This window comes from Anoxybacillus sp. CHMUD, from assembly GCF_013096965.1.
Classification (GTDB): domain Bacteria; phylum Bacillota; class Bacilli; order Bacillales; family Anoxybacillaceae; genus Anoxybacillus; species Anoxybacillus kestanbolensis_A.
This window is the reverse complement of the sequence record NZ_SDLG01000004.1, coordinates 92486-106364: the sequence shown is the minus strand read 5'-3', so window position 1 is coordinate 106364 and position 13879 is coordinate 92486. Positions and strand designations below refer to the sequence as shown.

Below are 13879 nucleotides of genomic sequence, written 5' to 3'. Positions count from 1 at the left end.
TGAAAAAGAATGCAAGTCTGTTTTTTCAATCAAGAAACATTTGTATTTACAAAATTTTTCGTTTTTTTATAATGGGGATATATACGAATGAGAGGTTGAGGATAATGTCAAAGCGCGGAAAAGGTTTATGGATGGTCATTGTCGCGGCAACGATGTGGGGACTCTCAGGAACAGCGGCACAATGGGTGTTCCAACAAAAACATGTAGGGACAGAATGGCTTGTTTGTGTGAGGATGATGATCTCAGGGATTTGTCTATTAGCTTTTGCATCGTTTCGAGGTGTTCCTCTGTTCCACATTTGGCGTGATCGGAGTAGTTGGATGTTGCTTATTTTATTTAGTCTAGTAGGAATGCTCGGTGTACAATATACATACTTTCTTTCCATCGCATATGGTAATGCGGCTGCCGCAACGTTACTGCAATATTTAGCGCCTATTTATATTGTCTTATATTTTTTTATGCGTGACCGAAAACGGCCGTCCGTCCCCGTTTGGAGTGCGCTTATTTTAGCTATTTGCGGTACGTTTCTATTATTGACAAATGGAAAATTAAGAGAGTTAAATATATCTTTTCTTTCGTTTTTTTGGGGAATGGTATCCGGATTGCTTCTTGCATTTTATACAATTTGTTCAGCTAAATTATTAAAAAAGTGGAATTCTCTTATCATTGTTGGCTGGGCAATGGTGATCGGAGGAGTGACTATCATCCCAGCTGTCGATTCGCTCTTTGCTCCGTTTGTAACACTTGATTTTCAAACAATGATTGTTATTTCTTTTATTGTCATATGTGGCACATTGTTGGCTTTTTTACTGTTTGTTGAGAGCGTTCGGCATTTATCTCCGACAGAATCGAGCATTTTATCTAGTGTAGAGCCTTTGTCAGCTATTGTTGCCTCCATGTTATTTTTACAAGTATCGTTTGGTTTTTATCAAACGATAGGGAGCATATTGATTATTGTGACTGTCCTCGTTTTAGGGAAACGAAAAATCGTCCCTCCATCGTAAAAAATCATGAAAATAGATGTTTATTTTTCTTTCATTTGATAATATTGTACTTGCGGTAATCGCTATTGTTTCTCTATTTGTTTCTACGTTTCGTAAGCGTAAATCACGGCAACAATACGGTTTTACTGTTTCGCCATTGCCGCTTGAGATGGCCAAACTGCTTGTTATTAGTATACTGATTTTAGCTTTTGTTCTTACGATGAATAGTTATAAAGGAATTCCGTTCCCTATTATTTTTGTCATTGCACTAGCGCTTATTTTCTCATTTATTGCGACGAAAACGACATTTGGTCGACATGTATATGCAATCGGTGGCAATGCGGAAGCAGCTCGTTTATCTGGAATTAACATTCAACGTCATACGATGATGCTATTTGTCTTTACTGGATTACTTTCAGCAATTGCTGCGCTCGTTTTAACAGCTCGTTTATCTTCAGCAACGATTTCAGCCGGTCAAATGTACGAACTTGATGCGATCGCTGCTTGCGTCATCGGGGGAACATCATTGATGGGAGGATCCGGTACAATTATTGGCGCGATTATCGGTGCGATGGTGATGACGTCGCTTGATAACGGGATGTCGCTATTAGGTATGGAAACATTTTGGCAATATATTGTAAAAGGAAGCATTTTAATTTTAGCTGTCTGGATTGATATTGCAAGTCGAAAACGAAAAACAAATTAAAAGTAAAAAAGCTGATCGTTATGCGGTCGGCTTTTTTATTTGTTGTATAATGATGTTTGGAGGGATATATGTGCAAATAAATACAGTCATTTTACGATACTTAGAAATGGAATTGAAATCACCGTTTACGACAAGCTTCGGAACGATGAAAAGAAGACCGGTTCTGTTAGTTGAAGTAATTGATGAACATGGTGTGCGTGGATGGGGAGAAGGTGTTGCGTTTGCTGCACCTTGGTATACGGAAGAAACGATCGAAACGATGTGGCATATGCTTGAAGCTTTTTTAATCCCCCTTCTTTTCCAAGCTCCCGTTCATCATCCGGATGAATTGCTTGAACGTTTTTCGATCGTTCGTCGCAATTATATGGCAAAAGCGGCGCTTGAAGGAGCCGTTTGGGATGCGTTTGCGAAACGACATGGGGTGTCGTTAAGCTCTGCGCTCGGCGGCGAAAAGAAAGAAGTAGAAGTTGGCGTAAGCATCGGTATTCAACCGATAACGGATTTATTAAAACGGATCGAACAGGCGCTTGCGGAAGGATACCAACGTATAAAAATAAAAATTAAGCCCGAATGGGATGTAAATGTTGTTCGAGAGATTCGTCATCATTTTCCAGACGTTCCGTTGATGGTGGATGCAAACTCTGCCTACTCGCTACGGGATATCGATCGTCTCCAAGCGCTTGATGACTATGAGTTACTGATGATTGAACAACCTCTTGCTGTCGATGATATTGTCGATCATGCAAAACTACAAGCGAAATTAAAAACGCCGATTTGTTTAGATGAAAGCATTTGTTCGTATGAAGATGCAAAAAGGGCGATTGAGTTAAAAAGTTGCCGCGTGATCAATATAAAAATTGGTCGGGTCGGTGGACTGACAGAAGCGAAACGCATTCATGATTTATGTCAACAACATCATATTCCTGTATGGTGTGGCGGTATGTTAGAAGGTGGAGTTGGACGAGCACATAGCATTGCTTTAGCAACTCTCCCTCATTTTTCTCTCCCAGGGGATACAGCGGCATCAGCAAATTATTGGGAACGGGATTTCATTGATCCGGAAGTAACCGTTGACAATGGACGAATTTTCGTTCGGCAACAGATTGGAATCGGTTACACCGTTAATCTGACAGAAGTCGAGCGGCGTACCGTTCGCTCAAAAATATATAAAAAATCGAGAGGATGAGCATATGTTTGACCCAACGATTTTCGACAATTTAAAAACGGTCGTAGAAGGAGCCGTTTATGATTTAGATGTAACAGATGAACTCGTAACAGTTGTTGATCGCTCAGACATCATTGATTTAGCGAAATTTACGCGCGCATATGCGCTTTCTTTTCAATTGCGGCATGCGCATAAAGTGACGTGCACTATTTCTCTCGCGATGACGCTTCAACATATTGCAAACGAGTTGTTATATGAAGAAATCTCGCAGGCCGGATGCACGATGACCGTTTCGTTTTCTTTTTCGGCTACACATGTCGATTGCCAAGCTGTAGAACAGACGCTAAAGCATATTTGGGGGGAACAGCGCACAGTTATCCAAACGTTAACGTATACATACCCAAAACATGAGCGATATACTCATCAAGTGACGATTGATTTCGAACGCATGATTAACGAAAGTCATGTCGACGATTTATTGCAGATGATTCCGTACATCATTCGTTCGCTTAAGCAATTACAACAATATGCCAAGTAAAAATCATTGAAGGAAGCAAACATTCAAAGTATGATAGGAATGAAAATGATTATAGTTATCATACTTGGAGTGTGACGAAATGAAAAAAGTGCACTTTTGCAAGAAAAATAAGTTTGCAACAAAAACGTTATATATGTTTTTAAAACAAACATTCAAACATGTCAAAATAAAACGAAAAGATTGCGTTGGTAAATGTAAAACATGCAAACATTGCCCGTTTGTCCTAATCGATGGCGAAGTCGTTAAAGCGACAACAACGGATGAATTGTATGATCGCATTTCTCATGAAGTGACAAAACAATGGTGGGCGTTTCGAAAAAAATAAGCAGGAATTTTTTTATTTTTGTTTAATGTCATGTGTGAAAGGGGGGAAAACAATGTGGTCAGAAGTGAAAAACGTTTTATCTCGCATGATGTCCTCACTTGCTTTTGAAACATGGATTGAAGGAACGACAGCGACGATGGAAGACGATAAAGTCATCATTCATTGTACAAACCCACTGCAAAAAAATTGGATACAAGCGTTGTATATGCCTCACATTGAACAAGCGATTGAAAAAGTTTACAGGAAGCGAATGATTATTCAGTTAGAGGCGCCTCATGAGCTGTCTGACGAACAATTTATGCGCATGTGGAACTACATGATCGCCCTCGAAAAACAAACGTGGAACCTCGAAGCGCGTGTAACGAAAGTCGAACGACAAATGGAAGAAATAAAAAAAGAAGTCGCTCAACTACAAGAGCGCACCGATTTTCTTGAACGGTTACTATCTGCTGAGGAACAACCAGTACCGAAAACGTATATTCACTAAAAAGGTGTTGTTTTTATTTTCTCTCGAACAGGGCGCCTGTTGCTTTATTTGGAGGCACCCTGATAATTTTTTATAAAAACGGATTGCGCCATTCCATAAGCAAGGCGTAGTTGCACGATTGAGCATCTTCTAAATAATTAGCGACGACTTTCACCGGCGTACGCCCGCAGCGAAGCAAAAACGTAATGACAGGGTCTTTTATTTTTCCTGTCATGACGGCGTCTACATACTGTTCGGCCGTCATTTCATTCGCATATCGATGATATCCTGGCATGCGACTGCCACCTAATAGTCGTTCAAGTTTTTGGTGAACGACAACTTCGTACATCGACTGCATTAGCCATTTTCCTAACCCGAGTTTGCGATATGCTGGACGTACGCCAATGTCGACGACGTATAACGTATTGCCGTTTCGGTTATGGTTGCGAATATATCCGTTGTCCGTTATTTCTTCCCACGTATGATCAGCATCGCTCGGGTGGAAGTTCACGATCAAACCAGTCATCGATCCGACGACTTCTCCGTCCACTTCGACACATAACGCCCCTTCTGGAAAAAGGGTGATATGGTTCATAAGCTGTTCTTTATTCCACCATAGTTCAGATGGAAATGGAGGTGGAAAGCTTTCTTGCTGGATGCGAATTAACGCATCGATATCTTTTTCTTCATAGTTGCGAATGGTGGCAGGAATCGGACGGTCGTCATGAAAGACGTAAAGTTGCTTATACATCGTTCTCCCCCTTATGTCCAATCGGTATATAAATCTGTGCGGCGGTCGCGCCATGTAGTGACGGATCCGCGCTTGCGAACGTCGTAAAGAAGCTGTAAATCAAGATCGGCCGTAATAATCATATCGTCATTGATTTCTCCCTCCGCTAAAATGCCGCGCGGTGGAAAGGGAATATCGTTCGGTGTAATAATCGCTGCTTGCCCGAAGTTTGCCCGCATAAAGTCGACGGTTGGCAACGATCCGACCGTTCCTGTCGTGACGACGTATACTTGATTTTCAATCGCGCGGGCGTGACACGTATAGCGTACGCGATAAAATCCGTGACGATCATCGGTACACGACGGACAAAAAATGACGTCCGCTCCTTTTGCACGCGCCATGCGCACAATTTCAGGAAATTCAATGTCATAACATGTTAAAATCGCAATCGTTCCTTTTATTGTGTCAAAGACATGTAATGTGTCGCCGCCATGCATATTCCATTCGTTCACTTCTGTCGGGGTAATATGTAGCTTTGCCTGTTCGGCAATCGTTCCATCGGGATAAAATAAATGTGCCACATTATATAGTCGATCTTCTCTTTTTATGACATGTGTCCCGCCAATAATATGCATATTCGTTTGTTTCGCAAGTGTTGAAAATAATGAGCGATATGCTTCTGTAAACGTTGGAAGCTCGTCAATCGTTAACGCTTCTTTCTTGTCATCGCCGATAGACATAAGCTGTGTCGTCATAAACTCGGGAAATAGGACAAATTCAGCCCCAAATTCTTGCGCTGTTTTTACATAATGTTCCACTTGTTTCGCAAACTGTTCAAACGATTGAATCGTATGTAAATGATATTGAACCGCACTAACACGCATTTTCAATGAAAACACCTTCTTTTTTGTCTTTTTTCACCATTATAACGAACATTTTTTCATTTGTCAGAATGGAAGCATTGTTTATGTAGAAAAAACGATTCGTATGTTACAATAGCGCTAAAGGAGGAATGTGAAATGAACATTTACGATTTTCACGTACGTACGATTCATGGGGAAGAGCAATCGTTAGCGCAGTACAAAGGAAACGTATTACTCATCGTCAATACAGCAAGCAAATGTGGCTTGACGCCACAATATGAACAATTGCAACAACTATATGACAAATATAAAGAACAGGGATTTGTTGTGCTCGGCTTTCCATGCAATCAATTTGGAAATCAAGAGCCGGGATCAGAAGCAGACATCTCGCAATTTTGTCAACTCAATTATGGTGTGACGTTTCCGATGTTTGCGAAAGTCGATGTAAACGGTCCAAACGCCCATCCGCTGTTCGTTTACTTAACGGAACAAGCGCCAGGCATGTTAGGAACGAAAGCGGTGAAGTGGAATTTTACAAAGTTTTTAGTCGACCGAAACGGGCAAGTCGTTGCACGTTTTGCACCAACAACAAAGCCGTTTGAGCTAGAACAACATATTGAAGCTTTGCTTCGCGAAACCGTCTCTGAATGAAAAGAGGCGGTTTTTTGTTGGGCGTAATGGATATGTCTATACGAAATTTTTTTTAGTGCATATGTTGAGATAGTAGGGATTTATGTCAAATAGGAGGGGTTATATGCTTATTGAACCTTGGATCGTGGATGAAACGATGCACGAGTTTTTTGTACCAGATTATATTGAACAAATGGCAGAAGACGTTTTGCGCCATTACGATTTATCTGTTCAAAGTAGGCAAGTCGTGACGACGAAGCCGGATAAAGGGGGAGCCATTTGGAAGTTAGAAACGAATAAAGGTCCGAAAAGTTTAAAATTGCTTCATCGCCGTCCAACGCGCAGTTTATTTAGCCTCGGGGCGCAACGATATTTAGTCGATGTGCAAAAAGCGAACGTTCCGCCAATTGTACAAACGACGGACGGAATGGATTATGTAGAAGCGGGAGGAAAGTTATGGTTTGTTGCGGAGTGGATTGAGCCATTATTTCCGGTAACAAAAGATTTAGAAGGAGCGAAACAACTGTGCTATGCGCTTGGTGAATTTCATCGTTTAAGTAAAGGATACGTTCCTCCAAAAGGAGCAGAAATCGCTTCACGGTTATACAAATGGCCGAAAACGTACGAAAAAACGATAAACAAAATGGATTGGTTTCGCCAATTAGCGAAGGCGTATAAAGAGATGCCTGCAAGTGCGATGTTATTGGAAGTTGTCGATCATTTTCAAGCACAGGCTCGTGAAAGTTTTGCGCGACTTCAACAATCTTCGTATCATCAATTAGTCGAACGAGGAAATAGCGAATGGGGACTTGTGCATCAAGATTACGGCTGGTCGAACGGACAAATGGGCGCAAATGGTATGTGGATTATCGATTTAGATGGTGTCGCATACGATTTGCCGATTCGCGATTTGCGAAAACTGATTTCCGGTACGATGGCTGATTTATACCGTTGGGACGTTCATTGGGTGCGTGAAATGATTCGAGCGTATCATGAGGCAAATCCGATCGACGCTTCATTATATGACGTGTTGATGATCGATTTGTCACTTCCGAATGAATTTTACAAAAATTTAAAAGAAGTAGTATATGATCCAGAGCTGTTTTTAAACGAACAAACGATGCAACTCATTGAGACGATTGTTGCGACAGATGCAACAAAATGGCCAGTACTCGCTGAAATTGAAAACGATTGGAAGGAGAACGGAAATCGATGAACATTTTAATGATTTGTACAGAAAAGTTACCTGTTCCTCCCGTGCTTGGGGGTGCGATTCAAACGTATATTGCTGGGATTCTTCCTCATCTTCGCACCGCTCATCGCATTACTGTACTAGGGGTACAACACGAAACATTACCAAACGAAGAAACGATCGATGGCATTCACTACGTGCGCATCCCAGGAGGCATATTTGATACGTATTGCGATCATGTCGTTCAGTACGTGCAAGCGCATACGTTTGATTTGATCCACATTTTCAATAGGCCACGTCTTGTTTTACCTATTCGTCAAGTCGCTCCTCATGCCAAAATTACGCTCAGCATGCATAACGATATGTTTCAAATTACGAAAATTAACCGTGAAGAAGCAGAAGAAGTGGTGCGACAAGTATCCGCCATTGTCACCATTAGCAACTACATCGGTCAAGTCATTCGCAACTTATACCCGGAAGCAGAGGGGAAATTACGAACGATTTATTCGGGTGTTGATTCCGGACGATTTTTACCAGGGAATCATCCGAATATGACGTCAATTCGTAAGCAACTGCGCCAAGCGCACGGAATCGATCACAAAACCGTCATTTTATTTGCTGGTCGGTTGTCGCCAAATAAAGGAGTGGATAAACTCATTCAAGCGTTGCCAGAACTGGCGAAACGGTTTAATGATTTAGCGCTCGTCATTGTCGGAAGCAAATGGTTTAGCGAAGAAGGAACAACAGACTATATTGCCTACGTTCGCTCATTGGCTAAAAGATTGCCAATCCCCGTTGTGGCGACCGGATTCGTGCCACCAAACGAAATTCAAAACTGGTTTGCCGCTGCTGATTTGTTCGTTTGTACATCACAATGGCAAGAGCCGCTTGCTCGTGTCCATTATGAAGCGATGGCAGCAGGGCTTCCGATTGTGACAACTGCTCGCGGTGGCAATGCAGAAGTCGTTGTTCCAAATGAAAATGGTGTCGTTGTTGAAAGACCAGAAGATCCGCAAGATTTTGTGGAAAAAATGACACACATCTTATCCAATCGTACATTGATGAAAAAAATGGGGGAAAACGGACGAAAATTAGCGACATCGCTTTATCGCTGGGAACGTGTAGCATCAGATTTGCTTGATGTATGGAAACATGTTGAACAAACGGATCTCTCGGTAGCACTGGTAACTGTTTCTACTGAAGCAACGATCGACGAAGTTGTTATAGAACCATCTGTTGAATCGATTTCACACGTTGAGTCATCTATTCCAGAAAAAGCGATAACGAATAAGAAGAGGAAAAAATCATTTATATGGGCGATTACGACATAAAACTCCCACTTACGTTTGTGGGAGTTTTGGCCTTGTTTGCATATATAAATAAAAGTCGTCATTTTGTTTTTCTGTAATGGCATCGCGTAAAATTTGAGCGAGTACAGTACTATATACCGTACCGTTATCTCCATAAGCGTAAACGAAATAACAATTCGGAAAGGAATCATATACCCCAATCATCGGAAGGCCATCGTGTGTCCCACCGTAAAAGGCAGCTAAATAAAATTCAGGAACGACGTGAATATCGGGGAACAGCCGGTGAAATTCTTCAATCAGTCGTTCTTTTTTATGCATCAGTTTGGCATCACGGTCATCCGCATAAGCTGTATTTTCATCTAGTCCGCCGATAATAATGCGATCATCCGCTGTTGTGCGCATATATACATACGGACGAGCTGTCTCCCAAATAAGCGTTCGTTTATACCAACTCGAAAAATCTTCAACACGATTGGTAACGACGGCATATGAACTAACGAGTTGCGCTTTCTTTTCTTGTTTTACTTCTAACGTTTCGTAACCAGCGGCGAAAATGACTTTTCGTGCTCGAATGGTATATCCGTTTTTCGTATAACATGTTGCCATATGTTGTTCAAGTTTTTTTCCGTTCATTTCTGTTTCTTCAAACACGCGCACGCCACGTGTTTTCGCATATTCCAATAAACCGATTGTCAATTTATAAGGGTTTAATTCGCCATCTCCCATCGTATATAAAGCAGCATGCTTTTCAAACGGGTAATGGCGACGAATTTGTTGCTTGTCTAACCAGACGACTGGATAACCTTGTTTTTTTAATGCTTCATATTCTTTTTCTAGTTTTGTTACATCTTCGGCCACGCTTGCGTAATACAAACTATCTCTTCTTTGAAATTCTACATCGATATGTAATTTATTTGCGATTTGCTCTAGCTCATCGACTGCCTGTTGACAAAGTGTCAAATGACGAGCGGCATACGTTTCGCCAAAACTGTTCACAAGCTCAAAAAACATTTTATCTCCAAGACATTGAATAAGTGCCGTATTTGTCATCGTGCTTCCGTACCCTGCTTTTCGTTTGTCAATGACAACAACGTCTAAATCCGTTTCACTCAAATAATAAGCACATAACGCTCCTAATCCGCCCGCTCCGACAATTAATACGTCGCATTGCATGTCGTTGTCTAGCGGTGGATACGAAGGAGCATCGGGAAATGTCGTTGGCCAGTATAATTTTCCTGTTTGTAAATCCATCGCAACAACCACCTTTTTTATTCGTTTTAGTCTTTTTTAGATTGGCCTGCATATGTAAAAGTATGCGATAAGAATAACACTATTTATATACTAACATAGCAAAAAACTTTCTTATTTTTGGAATATTTGATAAAATAGAACGAAACGACAATCGAAGCACGAAAAGGTAGGGATGGTGTATGAGAGTATTTCTCGATTTAATGTGGTTTTTTAAACAAGAAAAAAAAGCATACATAATCGGCATTATATTACTTGCGATCGTTTCATTGCTTGAGCTCGTTCCCCCAAAAGTAATTGGGCATGTTGTGGATGCTGTAAAAGCAGGAGAACTGACGAAAGAAAAGCTGATTATGTGGTTAAGCTTGCTTGCAGGTGTTGCGCTTTGTATGTACGGTTGTCGTTACGTTTGGCGGACGATGATTTTTGGCTCAGCAGCAAAGCTCGCCCGGTTGTTGCGCGATCGGCTATATGAGCACTTTACGATGATGTCGCCGTCATTTTACCAAAATCGCCGCATCGGTGATTTAATGGCGCATGCGACAAACGATTTACAAGCGATTCAACAAACAGCAGGTGTTGGCGTCTTGACGCTTGTTGACTCATTATGCATTGGGGGCTTTGTCATCGCGACAATGGCGTTAACAATTAGCTGGAAACTGACGCTTATTTGTTTATTGCCGATGCCGCTTATGGCGTATTTAACAAGCTATTACGGTTCTTTGCTTCATCAACGGTTCCATTATGCGCAAGAGGCGTTTTCTGCTTTAAACGATAAAGTACAAGAGAGTATCGCTGGAATCAAAGTAATAAAAACGTTTGGACAAGAAAAAGAAGAAATTGAATCGTTTCGAGCGCAAGTTGATGACGTCGTTCGAAAAAATATGGCAGTTGCTCGCATTGATTCGTTGTTTGATCCAACGATTTCGCTTATTGTCGGCGTGTCGTTTTTTTTATCGATTGTTTTTGGGGCGCGTTTTGTCGTTCAAGGAGAGCTAACGATTGGACAGCTCGTTTCTTTTACGATGTATTTAGGACTGCTCATTTGGCCGATGTTAGCATTTGGATGGTTGTTTAATATTGTCGAACGCGGTCGGGCTTCGTATGATCGGGTGTCATCATTGTTGCGAGAAAAACCGGATATACAAGAAGACGATGGGTTGCTTGATGAAGTGCCGACAGGTGACATCACATATGACATTCGTTCCTTTACGTATCCGAATGAAACGGAACCGATATTGCAACACATTCAGTTTACGTTAAAGAAAGGGGAAACGTTAGGAATTGTCGGGAAAACAGGAGCCGGAAAGACAACGCTTTTAAAAGTGTTGCTGCGGGAGTTTGTTGGAATAGATGGAGACGTGTATTTTGGTGGACATTCGATCACGCAATATCGGTTAGAACGATTGCGTGAAGCGATTGGCTATGTCCCGCAAGATCATTTTCTTTTTTCTGCTTCCATCCGAGATAATATTGCGTTCGCTCGCCCTGATGCAAGTCAAGAAGAAGTGGAACGGGTCGCTAAACTCGCTCAAGTGCATGATGATATTATGCAGTTTCCAGAAGGATATGAAACGGTCGTTGGCGAAAGAGGCGTTTCTTTATCTGGAGGACAAAAACAACGGTTGTCGATTGCTCGTGCGCTGTTGCTTAATCCAGAAGTGCTCATTTTAGATGATTCGCTATCGGCTGTAGATGCACAAACAGAGGAGCGTATTTTGCAGTCATTGAAAGAAAATCGTGCGGGAAAGACGACAATGATTGCGACACATCGGTTAAGTGCCATTCAACATGCACATCTCATTTTAGTGCTTGAAGATGGAAAAATTGTTCAACGTGGCACGCATGACGAGCTCGTTGCACAAGACGGATGGTATCGGGATATGTACGTTCGTCAACAGCTCGAACAATTTGTGGAACGTGGGGGTGCGCAATGAAATCAAATATGAATCAACGACAAGTGTTTATGCGACTGATGGGCTATACTGCACCACATCGAAAGTCGTTGTTGTTCGCTTTTTTTCTTTTAGCGTTAACGACTGCTGGAGACGTACTTGGTCCGATCATTGTAAAAATTTTTATTGACGATTATTTAGCGCAGATGACATTTCCGCTTCAAGCAATGATCGGACTAGCGACAGCGTATATCATGATTCATATCGGAAAAGTGTTTCTTTCTTATTTTCAATTATTAAAGTTCCAAGAGATTGCATTAAAAATCATTCAACAATTGCGCATAGACGTGTTTGCGAAAGTGCAATCATTAGGAATGCGTTACTTTGATCGCACGCCAGCTGGAAGCATCGTTTCACGAGTGACAAATGATACAGAAGCCATTAAAGAAATGTTTGTTGAAGTGCTTGTCACGTTTATTCAAAGTGCTTTTTTCTTAGTCGGCGTGTTTGTCGCAATGTTTTTGCTTGATGTCCGATTAGCTGCTTTTTGTTTAGTCATTTTACCGACCATTTATTTTATTATCCGTACGTATCGGAAGTACAGTTCGGTGTTTTATAGCGATTTACGCGAACGTTTAAGTCAACTCAATGCGAAATTAAATGAGTCACTTCAAGGAATGGCGATCATTCAAGCGTTCCGTCAACAAAAGCGGATGAAAGAGCAATTCGGAGTCATTAATGAAAAACATTATACGGCAGCGATGAAAAATATTAAACTAGATAGTTTATTGCTTCGTCCAGCAACAGACTTAGTTTATGTGTTTTCGCTCATTGTTGTGTTAAGTTACTTCGGTATTTCTTCCTTTCAAAGTCCAGTTGAAATTGGAGTGTTATATGCTTTTGTCAATTATTTAGAGCGTTTTTTTGAACCGATTAACCAAATGATGATGCGGCTATCGATGTTTCAACAAGCGCTCGTTGCTTCCTCACGTGTATTTCAATTGTTAGATGAACAAGAAGAAGAACCGAAACAAGCTGAAAAACCGCTCGTGATTGAAAAAGGGACGGTTGAATTTCGTAACGTATCGTTTAGTTATGATGGAAAACGGGATGTGCTAAAAAACATTTCGTTTATTGCTCGGCCTGGGGAGACCGTCGCGCTTGTCGGTCATACCGGAAGCGGAAAAAGCTCAATTATTCAACTGCTCATGCGTTTTTATGAGTTTGAACGTGGTGATATTTTGATTGATGGTCATTCGATTAAAGAGTATCCAAAGAGAGAGTTGCGGAAACATATCGGCCTTGTGCTTCAAGACCCGTTTTTGTTTTATGGGACGGTACGAGATAACATTCGGCTCCATCATCAACATTTGACGGATGAACATATTGAGCAAGCTGCCAAATTCGTTCAAGCTCATGCGTTTATTGAAAAGTTGCCAAAAGGGTATGATCATCCCGTAACAGAGAGAGGGACGACGTTCTCAAGCGGCCAGCGTCAGCTCATTGCGTTTGCTCGTACAATTGCGATGAACCCAAAAATATTAGTGCTTGATGAAGCGACTGCAAACATTGATACAGAAACAGAAGAAGCGATTCAACAAGCGCTTGAAAAGATGAGAAAAGGGCGAACAACGATTGCCATCGCCCATCGCTTATCAACAATTCAGGATGCAGATCAAATTCTTGTCTTGCATCAAGGGGAAATCGTCGAGCGCGGCACTCATCAGCAATTGCTTGCAAAACGAGGATTGTATTATCGCATGTACGTATTGCAAAATGGGGTAACGGAAGATATATGTATATAAGAGAATAAGTCTGAACCGCCACG

The 13879-nt window shown here is 41.4% G+C and carries 13 protein-coding genes and 1 pseudogene; 11 read left to right on the top strand and 3 right to left on the bottom strand.

Annotation, left to right across the window (positions count from 1 at the left end; translation table 11 throughout):
• The first annotated feature begins 104 nt into the window (after positions 1-104).
• From ETB99_RS04265 to ETB99_RS04240, 6 genes and pseudogenes are all read left to right on the top strand, one after another.
• Entirely contained in the window at positions 105-1004 is a 900-nt protein-coding gene (locus tag ETB99_RS04265) for a DMT family transporter (protein WP_171699995.1), read from the top strand.
• Between the two features lie 40 nt (positions 1005-1044).
• Positions 1045-1689: pseudogene (locus ETB99_RS04260) on the top strand (sugar ABC transporter permease); the annotation flags it as partial.
• Between the two features lie 64 nt (positions 1690-1753).
• Positions 1754-2875 carry an o-succinylbenzoate synthase gene (gene menC, locus ETB99_RS04255; protein ID WP_171700029.1) on the top strand — a complete coding sequence of 374 codons (1122 nt, stop codon included), beginning with the start codon at positions 1754-1756 and terminating at the stop codon, positions 2873-2875.
• A 4-nt stretch (positions 2876-2879) separates the two neighbouring features.
• Positions 2880-3392: a hypothetical protein gene (locus tag ETB99_RS04250; RefSeq protein WP_129000323.1), complete on the top strand. Its 513-nt coding sequence runs from the start codon at positions 2880-2882 to the stop codon at positions 3390-3392.
• 79 nt (positions 3393-3471) lie between these two features.
• Complete coding sequence (locus tag ETB99_RS04245) at positions 3472-3717, top strand: YuzB family protein (RefSeq protein ID WP_077428459.1); 246 nt, start codon at positions 3472-3474, stop codon at positions 3715-3717.
• A 52-nt stretch (positions 3718-3769) separates the two neighbouring features.
• A complete protein-coding gene (locus ETB99_RS04240; protein WP_171699994.1) occupies positions 3770-4204 on the top strand; it encodes a DnaA N-terminal domain-containing protein in 435 nt (144 codons plus the stop codon).
• A 70-nt stretch (positions 4205-4274) separates the two neighbouring features.
• Here the strand turns inward: ETB99_RS04240 and ETB99_RS04235 are convergent, their stop codons facing one another.
• Together ETB99_RS04235 and ETB99_RS04230 are read right to left on the bottom strand one after the other, a co-directional pair.
• The gene (locus ETB99_RS04235; RefSeq protein ID WP_077428458.1) at positions 4275-4934 is read right to left on the bottom strand and encodes a GNAT family N-acetyltransferase; all 660 of its coding nucleotides are present in this window, start codon (positions 4932-4934) and stop codon (positions 4275-4277) included.
• A gap of 11 nt (positions 4935-4945) precedes the next feature.
• Positions 4946-5803 (bottom strand): carbon-nitrogen hydrolase family protein, encoded by an 858-nt coding sequence (locus ETB99_RS04230; protein WP_077428457.1) that lies wholly within the window; start codon positions 5801-5803, stop codon positions 4946-4948.
• A gap of 129 nt (positions 5804-5932) precedes the next feature.
• Here ETB99_RS04230 and ETB99_RS04225 point away from each other — a divergent pair, with 129 nt between their 5' ends.
• The 3 genes from ETB99_RS04225 (at position 5933) to ETB99_RS04215 (ending at position 8929) form a co-directional block, all read left to right on the top strand.
• Positions 5933-6427 (top strand): glutathione peroxidase, encoded by a 495-nt coding sequence (locus tag ETB99_RS04225; RefSeq protein WP_129000321.1) that lies wholly within the window; start codon positions 5933-5935, stop codon positions 6425-6427.
• 103 nt (positions 6428-6530) lie between these two features.
• On the top strand, positions 6531-7622 hold the full coding sequence (locus ETB99_RS04220; RefSeq protein ID WP_171699993.1) for a CotS family spore coat protein: 1092 nt from the start codon (positions 6531-6533) through the stop codon (positions 7620-7622).
• The gene (locus ETB99_RS04215; RefSeq protein WP_164970114.1) at positions 7619-8929 is read left to right on the top strand and encodes a glycosyltransferase family 4 protein; all 1311 of its coding nucleotides are present in this window, start codon (positions 7619-7621) and stop codon (positions 8927-8929) included. Before ETB99_RS04220 ends, ETB99_RS04215 begins: the two co-directional genes overlap by 4 nt.
• A 9-nt stretch (positions 8930-8938) precedes the next feature.
• Here the strand turns inward: ETB99_RS04215 and ETB99_RS04210 are convergent, their stop codons facing one another.
• The gene (locus ETB99_RS04210) at positions 8939-10159 is read right to left on the bottom strand and encodes an NAD(P)/FAD-dependent oxidoreductase (RefSeq protein ID WP_171699992.1); all 1221 of its coding nucleotides are present in this window, start codon (positions 10157-10159) and stop codon (positions 8939-8941) included.
• Positions 10160-10338: 179 nt separating this feature from the next.
• Between ETB99_RS04210 and ETB99_RS04205 the strand changes: the two genes are divergently transcribed.
• Complete coding sequence (locus ETB99_RS04205) at positions 10339-12093, top strand: ABC transporter transmembrane domain-containing protein (protein WP_035019650.1); 1755 nt, start codon at positions 10339-10341, stop codon at positions 12091-12093.
• Positions 12090-13856 (top strand): ABC transporter ATP-binding protein, encoded by a 1767-nt coding sequence (locus ETB99_RS04200; RefSeq protein ID WP_077428451.1) that lies wholly within the window; start codon positions 12090-12092, stop codon positions 13854-13856. Before ETB99_RS04205 ends, ETB99_RS04200 begins: the two co-directional genes overlap by 4 nt.
• Positions 13857-13879: the final 23 nt, after the last annotated feature.